Annotated in this window: 19 protein-coding genes; 13 read left to right on the forward strand and 6 right to left on the reverse strand. The window is 69.3% G+C overall.

The features are described 5' to 3' along the window. Nucleotides 1-58: 58 nt before the first annotated feature. The gene (locus tag ACVN9Z_RS26710) at nucleotides 59-2,161 is read right to left on the reverse strand and encodes an acetate--CoA ligase family protein (RefSeq protein ID WP_458212833.1); all 2,103 of its coding nucleotides are present in this window, start codon (nucleotides 2,159-2,161) and stop codon (nucleotides 59-61) included. Continuing rightward, on the reverse strand, nucleotides 2,158-2,964 hold the full coding sequence (locus tag ACVN9Z_RS26715) for an enoyl-CoA hydratase/isomerase family protein (protein ID WP_006384934.1): 807 nt from the start codon (nucleotides 2,962-2,964) through the stop codon (nucleotides 2,158-2,160). The genes ACVN9Z_RS26710 and ACVN9Z_RS26715 overlap by 4 nt, the downstream gene beginning before the upstream one ends. Before the next feature lie 122 nt (nucleotides 2,965-3,086). On the opposite strand from ACVN9Z_RS26715, the gene ACVN9Z_RS26720 reads away from it, so the two are divergent. Continuing rightward, the gene (locus tag ACVN9Z_RS26720) at nucleotides 3,087-3,902 is read left to right on the forward strand and encodes an IclR family transcriptional regulator (RefSeq protein ID WP_006384933.1); all 816 of its coding nucleotides are present in this window, start codon (nucleotides 3,087-3,089) and stop codon (nucleotides 3,900-3,902) included. Between the two features lie 60 nt (nucleotides 3,903-3,962). Here ACVN9Z_RS26720 and ACVN9Z_RS26725 read toward each other — a convergent pair whose 3' ends face one another. Both ACVN9Z_RS26725 and ACVN9Z_RS26730 read right to left on the reverse strand, forming a co-directional pair. Continuing rightward, on the reverse strand, nucleotides 3,963-4,292 hold the full coding sequence (locus ACVN9Z_RS26725; protein WP_458212834.1) for a four-helix bundle copper-binding protein: 330 nt from the start codon (nucleotides 4,290-4,292) through the stop codon (nucleotides 3,963-3,965). Between the two features lie 93 nt (nucleotides 4,293-4,385). Then, on the reverse strand, nucleotides 4,386-5,294 hold the full coding sequence (locus tag ACVN9Z_RS26730) for a LysR substrate-binding domain-containing protein (protein WP_458212835.1): 909 nt from the start codon (nucleotides 5,292-5,294) through the stop codon (nucleotides 4,386-4,388). 97 nt (nucleotides 5,295-5,391) lie between these two features. Between ACVN9Z_RS26730 and ACVN9Z_RS26735 the strand changes: the two genes are divergently transcribed. From ACVN9Z_RS26735 to ACVN9Z_RS26775, 9 genes are all read left to right on the forward strand, one after another. Beyond that, nucleotides 5,392-6,117, forward strand: coding sequence for a glutathione S-transferase family protein (locus ACVN9Z_RS26735; RefSeq protein WP_049052745.1), 726 nt, complete (start codon nucleotides 5,392-5,394; stop codon nucleotides 6,115-6,117). A gap of 142 nt (nucleotides 6,118-6,259) precedes the next feature. Beyond that, a complete protein-coding gene (locus ACVN9Z_RS26740) occupies nucleotides 6,260-6,643 on the forward strand; it encodes a VOC family protein (protein WP_054448423.1) in 384 nt (127 codons plus the stop codon). 140 nt (nucleotides 6,644-6,783) lie between these two features. Further along, on the forward strand, nucleotides 6,784-7,998 hold the full coding sequence (locus ACVN9Z_RS26745; protein WP_458212836.1) for a GGDEF domain-containing protein: 1,215 nt from the start codon (nucleotides 6,784-6,786) through the stop codon (nucleotides 7,996-7,998). A gap of 73 nt (nucleotides 7,999-8,071) precedes the next feature. Next, entirely contained in the window at nucleotides 8,072-10,780 is a 2,709-nt protein-coding gene (locus tag ACVN9Z_RS26750) for an autotransporter family protein (protein ID WP_458212837.1), read from the forward strand. 81 nt (nucleotides 10,781-10,861) lie between these two features. Further along, nucleotides 10,862-11,251, forward strand: a complete 390-nt coding sequence (locus tag ACVN9Z_RS26755) for a BlaI/MecI/CopY family transcriptional regulator (protein ID WP_054498651.1) — start codon at nucleotides 10,862-10,864, stop codon at nucleotides 11,249-11,251. Next, nucleotides 11,248-12,951 carry a M56 family metallopeptidase gene (locus tag ACVN9Z_RS26760; protein WP_458212838.1) on the forward strand — a complete coding sequence of 568 codons (1,704 nt, stop codon included), beginning with the start codon at nucleotides 11,248-11,250 and terminating at the stop codon, nucleotides 12,949-12,951. The genes ACVN9Z_RS26755 and ACVN9Z_RS26760 overlap by 4 nt, the downstream gene beginning before the upstream one ends. Before the next feature lie 38 nt (nucleotides 12,952-12,989). Then, entirely contained in the window at nucleotides 12,990-13,817 is an 828-nt protein-coding gene (gene blaOXA / locus ACVN9Z_RS26765; RefSeq protein WP_458212839.1) for an OXA-114 family class D beta-lactamase, read from the forward strand. A 17-nt stretch (nucleotides 13,818-13,834) separates the two neighbouring features. Then, nucleotides 13,835-14,944 (forward strand): acyltransferase family protein, encoded by a 1,110-nt coding sequence (locus ACVN9Z_RS26770; protein ID WP_458212840.1) that lies wholly within the window; start codon nucleotides 13,835-13,837, stop codon nucleotides 14,942-14,944. Between the two features lie 216 nt (nucleotides 14,945-15,160). Next, on the forward strand, nucleotides 15,161-16,045 hold the full coding sequence (locus ACVN9Z_RS26775) for an alpha/beta hydrolase (RefSeq protein WP_241060716.1): 885 nt from the start codon (nucleotides 15,161-15,163) through the stop codon (nucleotides 16,043-16,045). Between the two features lie 49 nt (nucleotides 16,046-16,094). Here the strand turns inward: ACVN9Z_RS26775 and ACVN9Z_RS26780 are convergent, their stop codons facing one another. Continuing rightward, a complete protein-coding gene (locus ACVN9Z_RS26780) occupies nucleotides 16,095-17,222 on the reverse strand; it encodes a helix-turn-helix transcriptional regulator (RefSeq protein ID WP_458212841.1) in 1,128 nt (375 codons plus the stop codon). Nucleotides 17,223-17,470: 248 nt separating this feature from the next. Here ACVN9Z_RS26780 and ACVN9Z_RS26785 point away from each other — a divergent pair, with 248 nt between their 5' ends. The 3 genes from ACVN9Z_RS26785 (at nucleotide 17,471) to ACVN9Z_RS26795 (ending at nucleotide 20,700) form a co-directional block, all read left to right on the forward strand. Continuing rightward, on the forward strand, nucleotides 17,471-18,463 hold the full coding sequence (locus ACVN9Z_RS26785) for a DODA-type extradiol aromatic ring-opening family dioxygenase (protein ID WP_218911316.1): 993 nt from the start codon (nucleotides 17,471-17,473) through the stop codon (nucleotides 18,461-18,463). Between the two features lie 74 nt (nucleotides 18,464-18,537). Continuing rightward, nucleotides 18,538-19,695: an FAD-dependent oxidoreductase gene (locus ACVN9Z_RS26790; protein WP_070781176.1), complete on the forward strand. Its 1,158-nt coding sequence runs from the start codon at nucleotides 18,538-18,540 to the stop codon at nucleotides 19,693-19,695. Nucleotides 19,696-19,776: 81 nt separating this feature from the next. Next, the gene (locus ACVN9Z_RS26795) at nucleotides 19,777-20,700 is read left to right on the forward strand and encodes a SphA family protein (protein WP_173010316.1); all 924 of its coding nucleotides are present in this window, start codon (nucleotides 19,777-19,779) and stop codon (nucleotides 20,698-20,700) included. Nucleotides 20,701-20,740: 40 nt separating this feature from the next. Here the strand turns inward: ACVN9Z_RS26795 and ACVN9Z_RS26800 are convergent, their stop codons facing one another. Beyond that, nucleotides 20,741-23,125, reverse strand: a complete 2,385-nt coding sequence (locus ACVN9Z_RS26800; protein ID WP_054448428.1) for a catalase — start codon at nucleotides 23,123-23,125, stop codon at nucleotides 20,741-20,743. Nucleotides 23,126-23,225 lie beyond the last annotated feature (100 nt).

Here is a 23,225-nt window from a genome sequence, read left to right on the forward strand (position 1 = left end):
TGAAAAAGTGTAGGGATGCCAGGGCCGCCTGCCATCCCGCCAATTCCATCCATCGAAATCAGGCCGCGCCCGCGCCGATGATCGCAATGGCGTCGGCCGCGCGGACGCCCTGACCGAGCGGCCTGACGAACAGCGGGTTGATCTCGGCCTCGACCAGCCGGTCGCCCAGGGCTTGCGCCATCCGCGCAAACGCGAGCACGGCGTCGACCAGGGCGGGCACATCGGCGCGGTCACGCCCCCGGTAGCCATCGAGCAACGGCCAGGTCTTCAGCCGCCGCAGGGCGGCCTCGACCTGCCATGCCGTCAGGGCCGCGCCATCCTCGGGCAGCAGCAACAGCGTGGTGTCACGGATCAGCTCGGCCACCACGCCGCCCATTCCCAGCAGAATCGCCGTGCCAAGCGGATCGCGATGAACGCCCAGGATGACTTCGGCCGCTCCCGCCACCATCTCCTGCACCAGGAACGCCTCGGCCACCCGCCCCGTGTGGCGCTGCACGTCCGCGGCCATCCGCCGCAGGCGCGGCCCGATCTCGTCGGGCGTCAGATTGACCGCCACCCCGCCGACCTCGCTCTTGTGCAGAATGTCGCCGGACAGCAACTTCAGAACCACGCGCGGTCCCAATTGCCTGGCGGCCTCGACCGCCTCGGCCGGTGAACGCACCGCGATCTCGCGCACGCCGGGCACGCCAAACCGCGCGAACAGGGCTTTGGCCTGGGCTTCGTCCAGGGAGCCGTGCTCGGGGCACGACACCGGCGCCGGCGACGGCGCCGTGGAGTCGGCCGCGGGCGGCCGCGCCGGCGCGTGGACCCGCCCCATCGCCGCCAGTGCCGCACTGACGCTTTCCGGGGACTGGAACGCGGCAATCCCCTGGCGACTGAGCAACTCGGCCGCCCGCGGCGCATGCGGACTGATATAGGCCACCACGGGTTTGGCGCCGGGAACAAGCGCATCCCTCAACGCATTGGCCAGCAACTCCGGCTGGGCGACAGCGGAGGATCCCGCGATGGCGACGAGCGCGTCATACCCGTCGCTCTCGAGGACGGCGCGCACGGCGCCGCGCAGCACATCGGGCTGCAGGCCGGCCAGCGTCACGTCGATGGGATTGCGGTCCAGCGCCGCGTGCTCGCCCGTCTGCAGCGCCCGCAGGGCCGCGCCGGTGGGCGCGTCGGGCGCGGGCAGTTCGAAGCCCGCCAACCCAAGGCAGTCGGCCACCAGCGTGCCGGCCCCGCCCGTCGACGTCAGGACGGCGATACGGCGCCCCGCCAGCCGGCTCCCGCTCGCCAGCGCCGCCGGAATATCGAGCAGATCGGAAAACGCCTGCGCGCGGATGATGCCGGCTTCCTCGAACAGCGCGTCATACATGGCGTCGGCCCCCGCCAGCGCGCCGGTGTGCGACGCCGCGGCCTGCGCGCCCGAGTCGGAACGGCCTATCTTGAAGGCCACGATCGGCTTGCCGGCCCGGATCGCCTTGCGCGCCGCGGCGCGAAACGCGGCGGGGTGGCGGATGGTCTCGACATAGAGCGCAATCACCCGGGTCGCCGGATCATCGGCCAGCGCGCCGATGAAATCCGCCAGGTCCAGGTCGACTTCGTTGCTGGTGGAGATCAGCTTGGAAAATCCGATGCCGCGGGCGGTGGCGCGCGACAGCAGCGCGCCCAGAATCCCCCCGCTCTGCGATACCAGCCCGATCCCGCCGCTGACCAGCTGATCCGCCGCCAGGGCGCCGCTGGCCGACAACGTGATGCGGTCGGTCAGGTTGACCAGCCCGATCGTGTTCGGCCCCAGGATCCGCATCGCGCCGGCGGCGTCGCGCAGTTCGCGTTGCCGCCGCGCGCCCTCCTCGCCGGTCTCCGAATAGCCGCTGGCCAGGACGATGGCGGCGCCCGCGCCGATCCCGGCTAGTTCACGGATGGCCTGCTGGGTGCGTTGCGCGCCGAGCAGCACGATGGCCACGTCGGGCGCTTCCGGCAACGACCGTACATCGGGGTAGCAGCGCAGGCCCTCGATCTCGGCCGCCTTCGGGTTGACGGGATAGATGCGCCCGTCAAAGCCATGCTTGCGCAGATAGGCGATCGGCCTGCCCGCCGTCTTGGCCGGATCGGCCGACGCGCCCACCACCGCCACGCTGCGGGGCCGCAGCAATTGCCATACGCGGTTCATCGGGCCTGCTCCCTGGCCTGCGCCATGCCGGCCAGGAACGCCGCCACCGACTCACGGTGTTCGGTGCTGGTATAGCAGATACCCTGCGCCTGGCTGCCCATGGCGAACACCTGGTCGGCCGACAGTTCGGAACTTTGATCCAGGATGGACTTGCCAAGCGCGAGCGCCGTGGCCGAGCCCCGGGACAGTTCGGCGGCCCAGCCCTGGGCCATGGCCAGTTCGTCTCCTGGCCGCGCCAGCCGGTCGGCAATGCCCAGCTTCAGCGCTTCGTCCGCCGACACCCTGCGGCCCGAGTAGATCAACTCCTTGGCGCGCGCCAGGCCGACGCGGCGCGGCAGGAAATACATGCCGCCGCCGTCGGGGATCAGGCCTCGCGCGATGTAGCTCCAGGCAAAGGAGGCCTGCTCGGACGCCACGATGAAATCACAGCTCAACGCCGTGTCCGCGCCCAGGCCGGCCGCCGCGCCGTTCACGGCGGCAATGGTGGGCTTGGGCATGTGGTACAGCAGGCTGACGGCGTGATGGACCCGCTGCTGCCGCGACCACCCGTTGAACGCCACCTCGCCGGCAGGCGCCTCGATGCGACGCTGCATGCCGGCGATGTCGCCGCCGGCGCAGAACCCCTTTCCCGCCCCCGTCAGCACCAATGCCCGGACGGCGCGGTCCTGCGCCACCGCCTCCAGCGCGTGGATCAGTTCGGTGCGCATGGCATCGCTGATCGCATTGCGCTTTTCGGGCCGGTTCAGCGTCAGCGTCGCCACCCCTTCATGTCGTTGCAGTGTGATGAATTCGTAGTCCGCCATCGTCTCGCTCCGTTGCTGTTCGATCGGTCCTGCCCGGCGGGGCAGCTTTCTTCTGGCATGACGACACGGTAGGCGCTACATTGGGGGGCTGGCACGCCCCTATTTCCATAGAGTGGAATTGAATGACCGCAAGACAGCCCGCCCGACCGCCCACCGACAGGCGCCCGCGCTTTGATGGCGTCAGCCAGAACCGGTCGCTCGAGCGCGGGCTGGAAATCCTGCGCGCGTTCAAGCCCGGCACCAACCTGCTCGGCAACGGCGAACTGGCCGAACGCACCGGCCTGTCCGCGGCAACGGTCAGTCGCCTGACCCAGACCCTGGTGACCAGCGGCTTCCTGGAACACGATCGGCGCGCGCGCGCCTACCGCCTGGCCGCGCCGGTACTCAGCCTGGGGCACGCGATGCGCGCGGCCTCGCCGGTTTTACGGACCGCGACACCGCTGATGCGCGAGCTGTCGCTCAAGCGCCACGTCAACGTGGGCCTGGCCAGCGCCGACCGCGCCGAAATGGTCTACCTGGAATCGATCCGCTACAACCGCAAGGCCTCGCTGCGCACCGTCGTCGCCGGCCAGCGCGTGCCGATCGAACTGACCTCGCTGGGACGCGCCTACCTCGCCACGCTGGACGGCGCGGCGCGCGGCGAACTGCTGGCGCGGATCATGCACGGCTACCGCAGCGCCTCCTGGCAGCCGATCCGCCTGGACATCGAGCGCGCGATCGCCAAGGTGTCGACCCGGGGCTATTGCGCGGCCTCGTGGCAACCGGGCGTCATCGCGCTCGCGACGCCGTTGGAAGGTATCGGCGGCCCGGCCCTGGCATTGAACCTGAGCCTGGCCACCGACGAGCCGCTTGCCGCCGTGGAACAACGCCATGCACCGGCCTTGCTGGCCTTGAAGGCGCGCATCCTGCATGAACTGGCGGTCGGGATCGAAGATTGACGCGGCCTCATCCGGTAAGAGGCTCCCGCCGCGCCCGCATGGCGACTTTGGCGCCGGTCGCTACCCCATTTTTTCGCACGCCTGCGCGCAGCGCTTGCAGGCTTGCTCACACTCCGACATGCCACTCAGGCCGGCGCAGCTTTGCGCGCAGGCGCGGCAGATCTCCGCGCACGCGGCGCAGACCCTGCCATGCTGCTCGATGCCGATCAGCATGATGTGGGCGGCCGTCCGGCAGATTTCGGCGCATGCGAGCATCAGGCGAAAATGCCCTGGCTCGACGTGCTCGCCGCCGGCCTCCAGGCAATGCTGCGACGCGGTCTGCAGGCAGGTCCGATAGCAGTCGAGGCAAAGGCGCGTACACGCCTCGATATCCTTGTCATGTCCAGGCATGGTGTCCTCCTTGTGTTTGATCGGGACGAACCTGTCCAGCAAACGCCATGCCGGGGGGCGAGGGCCTGCCTCGCGCGTATTTAGCCGTCAGGATCAGGCCACCGCGCCATCGCCGGCACCCTCTGCCTGCGTCAGGAAATCGATCACCGCACGCACGGCGGGTAGCTGGCCACGTTTGTGCGGCGTCAAGATCGTTGTCGTCACACGGCCGGCGGTCCAGGCCGGCAAGACCCGCAATAATGTTCCCTCGCTCACGGCCTGCGCCGAGATCGTCCGCGGCAGGCAGACGATGCCGAGTCCCGCCTGCGCGGCCTGCATCAATGCCGTGGATTCGTCGGCATGCAAGCGCGGGCGCGGCGCGACCTCCACGATGTGGCCGCTCGCGTCGCCCAATCGCCAGGACTTCGTCGCCATGCCGGCCATCAGTCCGTCGTGATCGCCCAAGGCCTGCGGCGCTTGCGGCGCGCCGCGCTCGGCGACGTAGGACGGCGCGGCCACCAGCGTGATCGGCTCCTCGGCCATGCGCCGCTGCACCAGGTCCGAGTCCGGCAGCGCCGCGAAATGACTGCGGATGGCGATGTCGAAGCCCTCTTGCACCAGATCGACGAGGCGGTCGGTGACGTGCAACTGGATGCGCAGCTTCGGATACCGCCGCGCCAGCACGGGCAGGCGATTCGCGAGCTGAAACTGCGCAACGGGAACCGATGCCGTGATCCGCACGGTGCCGCTTGGCTCCGCCAGCCGCCGATGCACCACCGTTTCGGCGGCCTGCGCCTCGATCATCACCGCGCGGGCGTGGTCGTACACGTCGCGCCCGACGTCGGTCAACGTGAAGCTGCGCGACGTGCGGTGCAGCAGCTGCACGCCAAGCGCTGTTTCCAGCGTCGCAACCCGTTTGCTGACCGTGGACTTTGGGCAGCCCAGCCGCCGGGCGGCCGCGGCGAAACCGCCGCTGTCGACCGCCTGGGCGAAAAAATGCAGATCGTTCAGGTTCAGCATCATGGTCTCTATTTGTGGACTTTGAGTCGCAATTTATCCATATATTCAATCAATGTCCACAAACGTATATTTCCAGGCGTCAACCAACGGAGCAATGAAAATGAATCCCACATCTGGACCGATCCTCGCGGCCGGCTTTCCCCTGGGCAGCTCGGCCGGGCTCGTGACCGCCTTTGAATGGCTGGGCCAGCCTTATCGCATCACCCGGGTGGACATGCTGGGCGAGATGCGCTCCGACGCCTACAAGCGCTTGAATGGCCGGGTGGAAACACCGGTGCTGATCACCGAAGCAGGCCAGGTCATCACCGAAACGATGGCGATCGCACTGTGGCTGGAGGCGCGCGACACCGAAAGACGCATCAGCTTCGAGCCCGGCACACGGCAGGCCGACCGGCTGCACCAGTACCTGGCCTTTCTCAACACCGGCTTCACCGGCGCCTTCTATCCCATGTGGGTCGCGCTGGAAGCGCAGGAAGCCACCGAAGGCGAGAAGGAAACCCTGCGCAAGTTCGGCCGCCAATTCGTCGCCCTGCGGCATGCGCAACTCGAAGCGATGATGGGCGACAGCGACTATCTGCTGGGCGGCCGGCCGACGCTGGCGGACGCGGTGTTCGCGGGCGTGGCGCGCTGGGCCGACTTCCATCAGGCGATCGAGCCGCGGGACTATCCGCGCATCCTGGAACTGCGCCGGCGCATCGAGGCCGATCCCGCGTTTCGCTTCGCCTTGGCGATCGAAGACGGCAAGCCGGCGATCGGCAGCGGCGCCATGACGGGCCTGGTCCCGCTCGAACAGGTGCTGCGCGATACGGGCGGCGCCGCGGCGTGACGCGGACGCGGCGTTATCCGCGCCGAAGCGTGTCAGCGCGCGGGGCGCGGCGCCCAGGTTGCAAATCGAAGCGCCCCTGCCCTGTCGCCGGGCCTATGCTGGCAGGTCCGGCCCCTGGCGGCCAACCTCCGGAGAAAGCGATATGTTGGATCATGTCGAATTGCACGTGAGCGACTTCGAACGCAGCCGCGCCTTCTACCTGCAAGCGCTGGCGGCCTTGGGCCACGTGCCGCGCAAGCAGCTGGCCACCGGCATGGGCTTCGGCGTGGGCCAGGCGGACGACGCCGGCGACCCGGGCGGCGAATTCTGGATCCACCAGGGCACGCCCAGCACGCCGCGCGTGCATGTAGCGTTTCGCGCCCGCAACCGGGCCGAGGTGGATGCGTTCCATCGCGCGGCGCTGGCGGCCGGCGGGCGCGACAACGGCGGCCCCGGGCTGCGTCCGCAATACCACCCGCACTATTACGGCGCCTTCATCCTGGATCCCGACGGCTACAACGTCGAAGCGGTGTGCCATCACGCTTGACAATCCTTGACTGTTGCATGCTGGCGATACATTGCGACACACTGTAATCTTTTTCGACACAGATTGTGTCGGTCAGGCATGTGCCGGACTGGTTCGTTTCACCTATCCCTGCCATGCCCGCAACCCTTCTCGAGTGGTCCGTGCCCGCGGCGATCCTGATGTGCGCAGCCGGCCTCTGCGCCGCGCGCTTCATCGGCTTCAACACGCTGCGCTGGGGCGGCGCCCTGGCTTGCCTGGGCGCGGGCTACGCCATCATGCTGGTGCAGGCCGGCGGGCTGGCGCCGTACAAGCAGGTGGTCGAGGATGCCTTCATCCTGGGCGGTGTCATCCTGGCCTGTCGCGCGCTGCAGGGCCGCCGCGGCCGCCAGGCGCCGCCCTGCTTTGACGTTGCGATCCTGCTAGCCTCGACGGCGATGGTGGTGGTCTCGGTGGTGCTGTTCGCCAGCGCGAAGCTGGAAACGTTCTTCGTCCAGGCCTGTTGCGCGCTGGTGACCTGGCGCGCCACGCTGTCCTTCGCCAGGCACGCCGCGACCACCTCGGACAGGGTGCTCACCGCCGCTTTCCTCTTCATCGCGCTGGTGCTGACGGGCCAGTGCATCCTGTACCTCGCCGCGCCGACGCCCGCGCTCGCGGCGGGAGAATGGCGCACGTCCGTGTGGGGCATCCTGATCCAGTACACCGGGCTGCTCGGGAGCATCGTGCTGACCTTCGCGGTGTTCATCGCGACGAGCTACGACGCCATAGAGAAATACCGCCGCCACGCCCATACCGACGCGCTGACGGGCCTGCTGAACCGGCAGGGCCTGGATAACCTGCTCGCTTCCAGTTCCGCGCGCCCGCTATCGGATGGCCCGACGCCGACCGCGCTGATCATGGCCGACATCGACAACTTCAAGCGCATCAACGATAGGTTCGGCCACCCGTTTGGCGACATGGTGCTGGCGCGATTCGGCGCCCTGCTGCGGCCTCGGACGCACGCCCAGGCTCATGCCGCCCGGCTGGGAGGAGAAGAATTCCTGCTGCTGCTGCCCGTGGCCGATCTGGCAAGCGCCGCCGCGATCGCCGAAGAGATCCGCGCGGATTTCGTCGCGCAGCGCTGGGCGCCGCAGGCTCCCGATTCGCGTTTCACGGCCAGCATGGGGGTGACGCTGGCGCAGGCCGGCGAGTCTTTCACCAGCGCGCTCCAGCGCGCGGACGACCTGCTCTACGCGGCGAAGCGACGCGGACGCAATTGCACAGTTGCGGGTCACGCGCAGGCGGACGCCGGACCGGGCCTGGCCGCGTTCCGGGACGCGGCGAGTGGAGAAAGCAGCACGCATGACTTTGAAGCCCGCGCCGCCGTCCAGCGTGGGTAAACACCTATAAAAAAACCGTGTCGGATGCCGTACTGCTCGCGTGCGGCGCGCAATCTACCTGGGAGGATGTGTCGTGGTCGAAGAGAATTTCAATCGTACGGTGTTATCAACGTGGGTAATCCTGCTCGCATCCGCGGCCAGCTTCGCGCAGCCCGCGAACGCGCAGTCCGTCTCCGGTACCGGCGATGTAACGCCCGGACTGGTTTCGCCGGACTGGACGGTAGGGGGAGACCTGACCGTCGGAGAATCCGCCGCCGGCACGCTGACCATCAGCAATGGCGGGTCTGTGCGGAACGATTGGGCCTTCATCGGCTATGTCAACGGCGGCGATGGCACCCTGACCGTGACGGGCGTTGACGGCAGCGGCAAGGCGTCCAGCTGGACCAGCCTCAGCCCCGTGTATATCGGCGCCGATCCGGGCAGTACCGGCACACTGCGGATTCTGGACGGCGGCGTGGCGCAAAGCTACTCGGGCACCCTTGGCAGCAGTGCCGGCAGTGTCGGCACGGCTATCGTATCCGGGCCGAAATCGACCTGGAATCTCAATGCGGCCAACGCCTTCATTATCGGTGCGGACGGCAAAGGCACGCTACAGATCGACAATGGCGGCGCCGTGCACAGCGGCCAGGGGATGATCGGCTGGAACACCGGCAGCGAAGGAAACGTCACGGTATCGGGCCGCGCATCGGCCTGGAACCCGTTCAACAACATCTACGTCGGTTTCGACGGCACCGGGGAACTGCTTGTCCAGGATGGCGCCACGGTGCATACCGAGGCCTCGACCTCGCCCGGCGCCCCGGCATCGATCTACATCGGCCAGAACGCAGGGGGCATCGGCACGGTCACCGTATCGAGCACGACAGGCGACATCTCGACCCTCTCGGCCACCGACCGCATCAATGTCGGCTGGGCTGGCACGGGAGCGCTCACCGTGGCGAAAGGCGGGCTGGCCATCGCGGCCCGCGATACCTGGGTCGCCATTGACGGCACGTCCACCGGCACGCTGAACCTGACAGGCGACGCCAGCGGTCGTGGCGTGCTCGAGACCGGTTCGGTCATCAAGGGCGCGGGCAATGTCACCGTCAACCTGGATGGCGGCATCCTGCGCGCCAACCGCGACGAAGGCGATTTCCTCAAGGGCTTCGCCACGCAGGCGGTGGCTGCCGGCGGCGCCTGGTTCGACACGAACGGCCGCGAGGTCGGCGTGGGCACCGCGTTCTCGGGCACGTCCGTCTTCAACAAGCTGGGAGCCGGCAGGCTGACCTTGTCGGGCAACAGCGCGGCCTTCACCGGCAACACCCAGGTGCAGGCCGGCACGCTGCAGGTCGATGGCGTCCTCGGCGGACCGGTGGACGTGCTCGCCGGCGCGCGGCTGACCGGGACCGGACGCGTCGGCGCGACGACCAACAAAGGCACCATCGCGCCGGGCCCGCGCAGCGGCTTCGGCACCCTGACGATTGCCGGCGACTACGCCGCGCAGGGCGGCAACCTGGAAGTCCGCACCCGGCTGGGCGGCGATGACTCGCCGACCGACAAGCTGGTGATCACCGGCGCCACCGCGGGCACCACGCCCGTCACGGTGACGAACATCGGCGGCGCCGGCGCGCAGACCCAGCGCGGCATCCAGGTCGTGCAGGTCAACGGCCTTTCCGCGGGGCAATTCAATCTTGCCAACGGTGACTACGTGATCGGCGGACGCCCGGCGCTGGTGGCCGGCGCCTATGGCTACACGCTGCAACAGGACTCGGGCGACGGCAGTTGGTATCTGCGGTCGGCTCTGACTGACCCAGGATCGCCGCAAACCGGTGGCGGCTCGCCGACCCCAGCGCCAGGCCCGTTGTACCAGCCCGGCGTACCGGTGTATGAAGCCTACGCCAACACCCTGATGCAACTGAGCAAGCTGCCCACGCTGCGCCAGCGGGTCGGCGATCGTCTCTACGATCCGCAGGGTGCCGGGCGCAACGGGGTGTGGGCTCGCATGGAAGGCTCGACCAGCCGCCTCGAACCCGCCGTGTCCACCACCGGCCAGCGCCAGGACATCGACGACTGGAAGATGCAGATCGGGGTCGACCGCGTGCTGGCCGGCCAAGAGGACGGTTCGCGCCTGGTGGGCGGGCTGGCCCTGCACTACGGCACCTCCGACACCCGCGTGTCGTCGGTGTACGGCAACGGCTCCATCGACACCACCCGCTACGGCCTGACGCCCACGCTGACCTGGTATGGCAGCGACGGCGTCTATGTCGACGCCCAGGCGCAGGCGACCTGGTTCGACAGCGACCTGAAATCCCGCCTGGCGGGCAAGCTGAAGGACGGCCGCAAGGCGCAAAGCTATGGACTCGGCCTGGAAGCCGGCAAGGCGTTCGGGTTGCGCGAAGGCCTGGCCCTGGTCCCGCAGGCGCAGCTGACGTATGTCTCCACGCGCTTTGACCGCTTCAGCGACAGGTTCGGCGCGCGGGTCGAAAGCGACAAGGGCGACAGCCTGCAAGGCCGCCTGGGCGTCGCGCTGGACTACAGGAGCAACGGCCAGGGGACGGGGAGCGACCGCCGGTCCAACGTCTATGGCGTGATCAACCTGAAACACGAGTTCCTGGACGGCACGCGGATCCAGGTCGCGGATGTGCCGGTGGTAAGCCGCATGTCGCGCACCTGGGGCAATCTCGGCGTGGGCGCCGACTACGCCTGGGGCAAGCGGTATGCCGTCTATGGCCAGGTCGACGCGGATGCGGACTTCTCCGGCAGCTACGTCGTCACCGGCACCGTGGGTTTCCGGATGATGTTCTAGGATCTAGACAAAATTTTCTAGAACGCCTATCCTGCCGGCAATAGAAAATTTTTTCTATATCTGCGCAGGACCCATCCCTTCATGACCGCGAAATCCCCGGCGGGCGGCAAGCCCACCAACGCCGAGCTCGATATCCTGCAAACCTTGTGGCGCACCGGCCCGGCCACCGTCAAGCAGGTCCACGCGACCATGGCGGCCGGGCGCGACAGCCTCACCTATGCCAACGTGCTGCGGCTGATGCAGATCATGCACGGCAAGGGCCTGCTGACGCGCGACGAAACCGAGCGCTCGCACGTGTATGCCGCCGCCCAGAGCCAGAAGGCGACCCAGGGCGGCCTGGTCAAGGACCTGATCAGCAAGGCCTTCGCCGGCTCCGGCAAGGCCCTGGTGCTGGCCGCCCTGCGCGAAGGTCACGTCAGCAGGAAAGACCGGGCCGAGATCGAGGCCCTGCTGCGCGACGACAAGCTGTGAGCGACGTCGCCTTCGCCATGGCCTGGACGCTCGGCGCCAGCCTGCCCGCGCTGGCCTGGAAGATCCTGTGCCTGCACGCGGCGACGCTGGCGCTGCTGTGCCTGACCCGTCGCGACGATGCACGGCTGCGCTACGCGCTGCTGGGCGCGGCGCTGCTGGCCGGCGTGGGCATCGGCGCAACCGACGTGGCGCTCGCCTGGCGCGCCCTGCCCGCCCCCATGGCCGCGCCGGCCTCCAGCGCGGCCGCCACGCTCTGGCCGTTGTGGCTGGCGGCGGCCTGGCTGGCCGGCAGCGCGCTCGCGGCCCTGCGGGTGCTGTTGGGGCTGGGTTGGCTGCGTGGCGTGCTGCGCGCCAGCCAGCCCTGGGCCGATCCCGCCTGGCAGGCGCGCGTGGCCGGGATGGCCGGCCGCCTGCGGCTGTCGCGCGCGGTCGGCCTGCGGGTGGTGCGCAACCTGTCCACGCCGGTAACGGCTGGTTGGCTCAAGCCTGTGATCCTGGTGCCGGCCTCGCTCGTCACCGGCATGCCGGCGGACCTGCTGGCCGCGTTGCTGGCGCATGAACTGGCCCACGTGCGCCGCCATGATTATCTGGTCAACCTGCTGCAGCATGCGGCCGAGGTGCTGTTGTTCTTCCACCCGTCGATCTGGTGGCTGTCGCGGCGCCTGCGGATCGAGCGCGAGCGCATCGCCGACCAGATGGCGGCCAGCCTGATCGGCAGCCCCATGCCGCTGGCGCGGGCCCTGCACGCCCTGGCGCGCGCCGCCACCGAGTCACCGGCGCCGGTGGCGCCCGCCGCGCGCGACGGCGACCTGCTCGACCGCATCCGCCGCCTGGCGCGTCCCGACACGCTCGCGGCCCGGCGCGCCGTGGCCTTGCCGGCGCTGGCGATGTCGTGCGCCTTGGCTGGATTCGGCGCCTGGTCGGCGCTGGCGGCCGGGCCGGCGCAGCCGCTGTCGGCGCAAGAGGCGCAACGACTGATGGAACGCATGCCGGGAGTCCAGGCACTGATCGAGGCCAGTGGCGCTTCCCATGTGCTGGTGCTGGACAGCCGCTCGGGCGCGACGCTGTTCGGCCGCGCCGAGAACGACGCCGTGCCGATCGCCTCGCTCACCAAGCTGGTGACCGCGATGGTGGTCCTGGACACTTCGCCAGACCTGTCGCGGCGCATCCGGATCGACGAGCGCGATGCCTTGGCCACCGCCTCGGGCGCCGCGTCGCCGCTGCCGGTTGGCGCCAGCGTGACGCTGGACACCCTGCTCAAGCTGGCGCTGATGGCATCGGACAACCGCGCCGCCCATGCCCTGGCCCGCGCCTATCCGGGCGGCGAAACGGCGTTCGCCGAGGCATTGCAACGCAAGGCCACCGCGCTGCGCCTGGAACACACCACGCTACAGGACGCGACCGGCCTGTCGAACGCCAATCGCGCCAGCGCCGCCGACGTCGGCCGGATCATTAATGCGGCGGCCGCCTATCCGCAGATCGCGCGCGACACGACCACGCTTGCCGATACGGTCGAGGCGGCCGGCAGCCGGCTCAGCTATCGCAACACCAATCCGCTGGTCGGCGCCCGGGACTGGGACGTGCGCCTGTCCAAGACCGGCAACTCGACCGAAGCGGGACGCTGCCTGGCGATGCGCCTGCATATCGACGACCGCGACCTGACGCTGGTCCTGCTCAATGGCCGCCCCGGCCACGCCTGAACCCTTTTCCCCTTCCTGCCCATCCCGCTTCATCGACCATGACCGTTCGACGCCTTTCGTGCGCCCTTGGCGCAGCCCTTTCCCTGTCCGCGCTGGGCGGCGGCCCCGTCCAGGCCGCCGTCCTGTGCACCGTGGTGGCCGACGCCGCCGACGGCCGCATCCTGTTCCAGCAAGGCACGCAGCAGGCCTGCGCCGAGCGCTACACGCCGGCCTCGACCTTCAAGCTGGCCATCGCCCTGATGGGCGCCGACGCCGGCATCCTGCAAGGCCCGCACGAGCCGGTCTGGAACTACCAGCCCGCCTATCCCGACTGGGGCGGCGACGCCTGGCGCCAGCCCACCGATCCGGCGCGCTGGATCAAGTATTCGGTGGTCTGGTATTCACAGCTGACGGCCAAGGCGCTGGGACAGGACCGCTTCCAGCGCTACACCAGCGCGTTCGGCTACGGCAATGCGGACGTCTCGGGCGAGCCCGGCAAGCACAACGGCACCGACGGCGCGTGGATCATCTCGTCGCTGCGCATTTCGCCGCTGGAACATCTGGCTTTCCTGCGCAAGCTGGTGAACCGGCAATTGCCGGTCAAGGCCGCCGCCTATGAGCTGGCGGACAACCTCTTCGAGGTGGGCCAGGCCGATGGCTGGCGCCTGTATGGCAAGACCGGCACCGGGTCGCCCGGCAGCAACGGCGTCTACACGGCGGCCAATGCCTACGGCTGGTTCGTCGGCTGGGCTCGCAAGGATGGCCGCCAGCTGGTGTACGCCCGCCTGCTGCAGGACGAGCGCGCCACCCAGCCCAACGCCGGCCTGCGCGCCCGCGACGAGCTGGTGCGCGACTGGCCGGCCATGGCCGGCGCGTGGCGTCCGTGATCCGGCCGGCCCCCGCCATGAACGCCGCGACGCGCGATGACGGCATCGACGCACTGCGCGGCCTGTCGATCCTGCTGGTGCTGCTGCATCATTTCAACATCGCCTATCCGCTGCGCGATACGGCGCTGGGCGGCCCGCCGGGCTGGCCGCTGCTGCAAGCCGTCGCGCGCAACGGCAATTACGCGGTGACGATCTTCTTTGTCATCTCGGGATTTCTCATCACCCGCAACGCGCTCGAACGCTGGGGCCGGCTGGGCGCCATCCGGCCGGCGTCGTTCTGGCTGCTGCGCCTGGCGCGGATCGTGCCCACGCTGGTGCTGACGCTGCTGCTGGTCGACGCGCTGGCGCTGGCTGGCCTGCCGCTGTTCGGCAACCGCGCCGACAGCGCGGTATCGCTCTGGACCGTCAACGCCGCCGCGCTCGGGGCCTGGATGAACGCGCTGGTCATCCGGGAAGGATGGATCAACTATCCCCTGGGCGTGATGTGGTCGCTGTCGGTCGAGATGGCCTTCTACCTGCTGTTTCCGCTGGCCTGCGTGCTGTTGCGGCGCGCCTGGCTGCTGCAGGCGCTGGCCATGCTGCTGATCGCGGCCGGCCCGCTCTACCGCCTTGCCAATCAGGGCGCCGGCGAAGCCTGGCTGTATGGCTATGCCGCGTGCTTCGACGCGATCGCCATCGGCTGCTGCGCCGCGGCGCTGGCGCGGCGGCGGGCATGGCCGGCGCTGCGGCGCCCCCTGGTCCGCGCGCTCGTGGGGATCGCCATGGCCGCGCTCTACCTGGCATGGCCGATCAGCCAGAGCAATATCCTTGGCGCCAGCGCCATCGCCGTGGGAACGGCCCTGCTGCTGCTCGGCGGGCCGGCGGCCAGCCCCTCGGCGCCCGGCCCGGCGCGGCGCCTGCTGATGCGCTGCGGCCGCGACTGCTACGAGATCTACCTGCTGCACCTGCTGGTGCTGGGGCTGCTGCGCACCGCGCTGCCGCCCGCGCAACTGGCGGGCGACGCCAGGCTCGCCCTGCTGCCGGGCTACTTCATCGGTTCGTGCCTTCTGGGCATATGGATCGCGCGCGTCTATTCCACGCCCTTGAATCGCTGGCTGCGGACTTGGGGCAACCGCACTGGTCGCTGATGACGCCACACCGGGCATTTCTTCCTGGACCTTGCCCTGGCCCGCTTGTCGGCCTATCATTTGCGCGCTTTGCCCCGCGGCACGGCCACCATCCAGCGCAAGGCTGGCCGGTGGCCGGCCTCCTCCTGCCGCAAGGATCCCTGCTAACCCGCCCCGCCATGACGCGCAGCACCGCCGCGTCCGTGGGGCCATGGATGCTTGACCAGGAGGACTACCATGGCTTTCGATTCCCTGCCCCCTCGCCCCGCCGCCGGACTGCCGGGCGGCCAGGCCTATGCCGAATCAGTGCTGGAACGCTCGCGCCGCGCCGCGGCCAGCCCGGATCTGCGCTTTCATCCCGACCTCGCCCATGGTTCGGATCCCGCCCAACGCCTGGACCTGTATGCCCCCGCCCATGCATGCCCGGCCGCGCTGCCCACCCTGCTGTTCGTGCACGGTGGCGCCTTCGCCACCGGCTACAAGGAATGGATGGGCTTCATGGCGCCGGCAATATGCGCCACGCCGGCCTTGTTCATTTCGGTCGAATACCGGGTGGCCCCGAGCCACGTCTACCCCGCCGCCGTGCGCGATGTGGCCGCGGCGGTGCATTGGGCCTGGCGCAATGTCGCCCGCTACGGCGGTGATCCGGACCGCTTGTTCCTGGGAGGCCATTCGGCCGGCGCACATCTGGCCAGCCTGGCCGCCCTGGACCGCCGCTGGCTGGGCGAATGGGGCCTGCCCGGCGACGTCGTGAAGGGCGTGCTGCCAATCAGCGGCCTGTACGACCTGACCTGCGACCCGGACCAGCCTTTCGGCGCGGCGGCGCTGGCGATACGCCGCCGCTTCATCCCCAATGACGCCGACGTGGAGGCGGCCAGTCCCGTGTCGCACGCGCATCCGCAAGCGCCGCCCTTCTATATCGCCGCCGGCGAGCACGATCTGGGCAATCTCGCGGCCGAAGCGGTCGACATGCGGCAGCGGTTGCAGGCGGCGGGGGTGCCCGTTGCCCTCGACCTGCTGGCCGGCCACGATCATTTCACCGCCAGCAGCCGCTGCGTGGACGATGGCCATCCCTGGATCGCGCGGGCGCGCGCCTTCCTGCTGAGCGGCCGCCCCGGGTGATGGCGGCCCGCCCGCCGACCGCATCCCGAGGTCCGCGGGCGGGCGGAATTCAGTCGGGCCCTGGCACCACCAGCGCGGCGGCCGAGCACAATACCTGGCGGACCAGATCCGCCTGGCGCCGCGCGCCGACCTTGCCCAGCACCTGGTTCAACTGATAACGCGCCGTTCCCACCGTCACGCCGCGATCGCGCGCATAGGCCTCGACCGTCTTGCCCGCGACCAGCGCGCTCGCCAGCCGCGCTTCCGCTTCCGTCAGGCCGAACAGCGCGCGCAGCGCGGCGATCGGAAAATGGCCGTGCTGCTGCGTCGCGTCCACGAACGAAACCAGCACCAGCCCTTCCCCGGACGCGCCGCGCCCATCCAGCCTCTGCAGCGCCAGCTGCATTGCTCCGTGTATGCCGGTCAGTTTCAGGAAAACGGGTTCGCTGGTCTGCGACGCGTGGGACAAGGCGTCCACCAGCGCCGTCTGCGCCGACGGCGGCGCGCTGAACTGCTGGCCGCGCAGACTGACGACCGACCTATGGTCCAGCGCCCGGGCCTGCCGATTGGCCCACCATACGCGGCCGCGCCCGTCGCTCAGCGCCAGGGCGCGGGGCCAGGCACCGAGATAGTGCTCGACCAGCGTCGACGCGCAGCGGCTGGTGGCCGCCGCCTGGGCCAGTCCCGCCGCTTGCAGCAGATGCGGCATCAGCCTGCGCAGGCGCTCCTTGTGGCGCGGCGAAAAATCCAGGTCATCGCGCGGGTCGCGATGCAGCACCAGGGCAGCATAGCGGTTGCCCCCCAGCGGCGCCATCGCTCCCATGAATCGCCCCAGTCCGGCACGGCGCAGTTGCGCGTGCAACCGATCGCGGATGGCCGTCTCCCCGGGCAGGAACAATTCGTGGTCGGTGGCGATGCGGCCGGGCCGCGAGGCCACGCGGCGCAAGCGCCAGGAATCGAACCGCGGGTTGCTGGCGTCCGACACCTCGCTGCGGTACGCGGCCATGTCGATGCGCGAATCGTAGGCGGCCCAATAGGGAACCGCCCGCGCGCCATCGAGTTCGATGCACTGCACCACGGCGGACAGGGTGCCGACTTCACCGCATAGCCGGTCCAGCACCGGCGTCCACCGGCCCGCGTCCGCGCAACACGCGTAGAGATCGAGAAGAAAGGCATCAGACACCGCGTTGACGGCCATGGACGGAGCACCGAACGACCCGAAAGCCGCCAATCGTCCGCCAACTCCAGGCCCCGCGCAACTGGGGTTTGCCAGCAACGCGGGCGGGCCCGGCCATCTGCAATTTGAGAGATGACCGGCCCCGGCACGCTGCCCATACTCCGAACCGTGTCCATCCAGCCGCGCCGCCTGAGGAGGAGCAGGCGGCGCGGCGGACACGTCTCTTACCCGCCGCGGGACGCGGCGGCAACGCACAGCAAGGACCACCGATGTCACCAGAACAGAATACGCCGATCGTGGCCGCGTTCGCGATGACCCACACGCCGGGACTGGGCGGCCAGACCGACAAGCCGCCCGCCGACCAGATGCAACGCATGATGGACGGCTTCGCGACCGTGAGGCGCCAGATCTCGGCGGCGCGCCCCGACGTGATCGTGGCGTTCGTCAACGATCACTTCGACATGTACACGCTGCACGCGATGCCGGGCATGGCCATCGCGCTGGGCGACACCCACTGGGGCCCGACGCTGGCCACCGAGGCATGGCTGGGCATGCCGCGCGCGCCCATTCCAGGCCACCCCGCCGTGGCGCGAGCCATATACCAGTCCGTGGTGGATGACGGGTTCGAACTGTTCCGTAGCGAATCGGCCGAACTTGTCCACAACGTGCTCATGCCGCGCAAGTACCTGTGGCCGGACGCAGACATTCCCGTGGTGCCGATCTTCATCAACTGTTTCGCGCCGCCGCTGCCCACCTGGCGGCGGGCGCACGCGCTGGGCGCGGCCGTGCGCAAGGCGCTGGCGGGCCGCGGCGAGCGCATCGCACTGATGGCCAGCGGCGGGCTGTCCCATTGGCCGCCCATCACGGTGGACGAGGAACACCCCGGCGATCCGCTCATGGAACGCGTGCTGCGCTGGCAGATCCAGGGCATGGCGGCGTTCGCGCAAGACCCGGACCTGCCGTTGGCGATCCTGCAGCGTGAAGCCGAAATGGCCGCTTCCGGCCGGAACCTGGTCAACGTCGGCTGGGACCGGCAGGTGCTGCGCTGGCTGGCCGACGGCGACAGCGCGGCGCTGCTGGCGCTGCGCCACGCGCAAGTGCGCGAGGACGCCGGACCCGGGGGCGCCGAAATGCTCATGTGGGCGGCGCTGATGGGCGCGATGCGCGACGCACCGGCAGACATCGTCATGTACGAGGCGGTCCAGGAATGGATGGGCGGCGTGGGGCTGCTCAGCTACGCCAGGAGCCTGGCCCGGCCCTGAACCGCCGCGCCCGCCCCCCTCGGCAATCTCTCAACATGCCGCCGGCGAGACGGCCGGCGCAAAAGGAATTCGACATGACACTGGAAGCCATTATCAGCGGCGGCGGTATCGGCGGCCTGGCCACCGCGGCGGCGCTGGGCCGGCGCGGCTGGCGCGTCACCGTGTACGAAAGCCGGCCCGGACTGCGCGTCGCGGGCTCGGGCATATACCTGTGGTCCAACGGCCTGGCCGTGCTGTCCGAGATCGGCGCTTATGAGCGCGCCATGCGCAACGCCTTCCTGGCCGAAGGCATCGAACAACGCGACCATACGGGCCAGGTGCTGGTCCCCGCGCTGTTGCCGCCGGGCCTGCGCGTGCTGGCGGTGGCGCGCAGCGACCTGCTCGCGGGCCTGGAGGCCGCCGCGCGCGACGCCGGCGCGCGCATCGTCACCGGCGCGGAAGTGGTGGCGGCCGAGGCCGACGGCACGTTGGTGTTCGCCAACGGCGACCGCGCCCACGCCGACCTGGTCATCGGTTGCGACGGCATCGCCTCGCCAGTGCGGCGCGCGCTGGGACTCGAACTGCACCGTCAGCGCGCGCAGGAAGGCGCCTTGCGCAGCATCGTCGGCGCCACCCAGCAGGAGCTGCCGCCATCGGCGCGCGGACGCTGTATCGAGATCTGGAACGGCACGCGCCGACTGCTCATCACGCCGATCAACACGGAGGAAATCTACCTGGCGCTGACCTGCCGGGAGGACGACGACCAGGCGCGCGACACCCGCGTGCAGCCGTGCTGGAGCGAGAGCTTCCCGGAATGGTCGTTCCTGCTGGACCGCATCGACCGCTCCCAAGTGCTGTGGAACGTCTACACGATCGTGCACAGCAAGCGCTGGTCCGCCGGCCGCGCCTGCATCCTCGGCGATGCCGCCCATGCGCAACCACCCAACCTGGGCCAGGGCGGCGGCATGGCCATGCAGAACGGTCTCGCGTTGGCGGCCCACATGGCCAACGTGCGCGATCCGCGCGACGTTCCCGAAGCGCTCGGCGCCTGGGAAGCCGCGACCCGGCCGCTGACGGACGAATGCCAGCGCTGGGCCTGTCTGTGGGGCGAGCTGGCGAACATCCCGAACGAGGCGCGCGCGCGCATCGTCCGGGGCGCGTTCAGCGAACCCTGGGTGCTGTCCAGGATCACGGCGGCATCCGGTTCGTCGCCGATCGCCGCCACCGACTGGCGCCCGGCCAGCGCGCGCTAGACGCGCGGCCACGCAGGCCGGCCGACAACACAAAGCCGGCGCCACGCGCGTCGGACGATGCCAATATCCAAGGGGAAGAACATGAGACATCGCCATGCCTGGCGGGCGGCCGCCTGCGCGCTGCTTTGCATGACGGCGCCCGGCGTCGCCGGCGCCACCGAAAACGGCATACCCACCACCGTCAACGGCTTCTATGATTTCGGCGCCGGCATGTCGCCGCCCGCCACACCGTTCGGCACACTGTCGTTCCGCACTTCGTACAACACGGCGTCGGTGCAGAAGGACCAATACGGCACGAAGCTGGACAACGATTTCTCGCTGCGCGTGCATACCGTCAGCGCCGCCTACCTGCGCATGACGCAGACCAGGCTGTTCGGCGCCAGCTACGGTTTCGGCATGGTGCAGCCCTTCTTCCACATGAGCGCGGCCTTCGACGTGCCCACGCCGGGCGGCCCGCTGCGGCTCAAGGGCGAAACGTTCCGCATCGCCGACACGCTGCTGCTGCCCCTGATCCTGCAATGGGACGCCTCGCCCCGGCTGCATTTCAATGCGCAGTTCCAGGTGCTCGCCCCCACCGGCGACTACGACCGCAAGCGGCTGGTGAACCCCGGCCTGAACCACTGGGCCTTTTCCCCCATATTCAACTTCACTTATCTCACGGAAGGCGGATTCGAGGTGTCGTCCAGCTTCGAGGTCGACATCAGCACCCGCAACCGCGCGACCCGCTACCGCAACGGCATCGAATACCGGCATGAGTTCGCACTGGGCCAGCACGCCGGCCCCTGGACTCTCGGCGTCGGCGGTTACTACAGCCGACAATTCAGCGATGACGACGCGCCGGGCCTGCAAGGCGGCAATCGCTCGCGGGTGATGGCGCTCGGCCCCGCGGTGAGCTTCTACCAGCCGGGCCTGCCGCCCGTGTGGTTCCATATCTACAAGGAATTCGGCGCGCGCAACCGGGCCGAGGGCTACACGGCGGCGCTGCGCCTGGCCGCCAGCTTCTGAAACGGCGCACGGCGGGGGCGCCGTGCCGCCATGCCTGCCGTCACACGCGCGGAGGAGAAGTCTCGCGCTCCGGATGCCGGTGCCGCGCCAGCGAATCGATGAACAGCGTCGCGGCCTGGGCCGGCGCCGGGTCCACGACCAGCCCGTCGTCCCGCCAGGCCGGATCGATGCCGGCAGCCTCCAGCAAGTCGGCGCCCTCGCCCATCGCCAGCAACGTCTTGCCATGGCGATAGGTGTCGCGGACGAATTCCAATGCGCGTCCATCCTGCCGCCAACGGTCGACGGCCATGCCGCCGCCCGGCACCACGGCCCCATCGAACACGGCGGAGGGCTGGTTGTCCAGCGAGGCATCCGCGTCGAGCGCATCGCCTTCGGCCGTGGCCACGGGGCCGATGCGCTGCCCCACCAGGCGCACCACCGTGCCGGCCTGGATCAAGGCTTGCGCCACCGCCGAGACCGCGGCGCCGTCCACGCCCTCGGCGACCAGGATCGCGATCTTGCGCGTCGCCACGCCTGCATGGCCCGGGCGGGCCGTCAGCGACAATGACGGCGACTGCTCCACCTCCGGACGCGGCACCTGCCGCACGGCCCGGGGCATCGGCTCGGGCAGCGCCATGCCCAGCCTGTCCGCGACCGACTGCGCCAGCTCATCGGACACATTGCGCAGCGAGGCCACCATGCGTTGCCGCACCGCGGCCACGGTCACCTTGCTCAATTCGAAGGCGAAGGCGCTGGCCAGATGCCGGCGCTCCCAATCCACCTGGCTGTGGTAGAACAGGCTGGCCTGGTTGTAGTGTTCGGCGAACTTTTCGGGATGGCCGCGCAGTTCGTCGCCGCCAACCGGCTCGGGAAACGACACATACCCTTCCATCCCGGCCTGGAACGGACAGCCGCCGGCCAGGGAATTGGGTTCATAGGCCACCCGGCCGCGGTGGACTGCCTGCCGGTGCATGCCGTCGCGCTGATTGTTGTGCACCGGCGCCAGCGGCGCGTTGATCGGGATCTCGTGGAAGTTGGGTCCGCCCAGCCGCGAGATCTGCGTATCGACGTAGGAATGGATGCGTCCGGCCAGCAGGGGATCGTTGGTGAAATCGACGCCCGGCACCACGTGCGCGGCGCAGAACGCCACCTGCTCGGTCTCCGCGAAGAAATTGTCGGGATTGCGGTCCAGCACCATGCGGCCGATGGGCCGCACCGGCACCAGTTCCTCGGGCACGATCTTGGTCGCGTCGAGCACGTCGAAGCTGAAGCGCTCGGCCTCTTCTTCCGTGAATACCTGCACGCCCAATTCCCATTGCGGCTCATGGCCCGCGTCGATCGCTTCCCACAGATCGCGCCGGTGGAAATCCGGATCGGCGCCGGACACTTTCACGGCTTCGTCCCAGACCTGGGAATGCGTGCCCTGCAAAGGATTCCAATGGAATTTCACCAACCGCGACTCGCCCCGGGCGTTGACGAAGCGAAAAGTATGCACGCCAAAGCCCTGCATCATGCGATAGCTGCGCGGGATGGCGCGATCGGACATCAGCCACATCAGCATGTGGGTCGATTCGGGCATCAGCGACACGAAATCCCAGAAAGTATCGTGCGCGGAGGCGGCCTGCGGCATGCCATGATGCGGCTCCGGCTTGACGGCATGCACCAGATCGGGGAACTTCATCGCGTCCTGGATGAAGAAAACCGGCATATTGTTGCCCACCAGGTCCCAGTTGCCCTCGTCCGTATAGAACTTGACCGCGAAACCGCGCACGTCGCGCGCGGTGTCCTTCGACCCGCGTTCGCCGGCGACGGTGGAAAAGCGCACGAAGACCGGCGTGCGCTTGCCCTGCTCGGCGAACAGCGAGGCCCGCGTCAGGTCCGTCAGCGGCTCATAGCATTCGAAGTAGCCGTGGGCCGCCGAGCCGCGCGCGTGGACGATGCGTTCCGGAATGCGCTCGTGGTCGAAGTGCGTAATCTTTTCACGCAGGATGAAATCCTTGAGCAGCGCCGGGCCGCGCAACCCGGCCTTGAGCGAATGCTGGTTGTCGCTCACGGCCACGCCCTGGTTCGTCGTCAGCGCCTGGCCCTGCCCATCGGCCCGCACCCGGCCAAGCTGCCCATCGACCGCATTCACGCCCGCCTCGGCCGGCTCGCCGGTCTTGGCGTTGCGTTCGCGTTCGGACAGGGAGCTGGCCCCCACCGATTCATCCGGCGGCGCAACCTGGGCGCCCCGGTAAGGACAGCGCGCGCCCGCCTCGCCGTACTCGTCCGCCTTGTTGGCATGCTGCGGCTGCGCCTGCGCCGTCGCCGCGACGGCGGCCGCGCGTTTCATGGCGGGAGAGCCGGTATCCGGGGCGGGCGGCGCGGCGGGTCCGCTGTCCGTATTGTTGAACGCGGTATCGACGGCGCCCTGCGTCCGGGCCTTGCTGGATTTCCTGCCTGGCATGGCAATCTCCTTGGGTGTATCAGTTCACGGGCATCGGTTTGCCTGCATCGGTTCGCGTGCATCGGCTGGCCGGCGCCAGTCCGAGGGCAATCGGCCCGGA

Source organism: Achromobacter sp. KK8, from assembly GCF_054188005.1.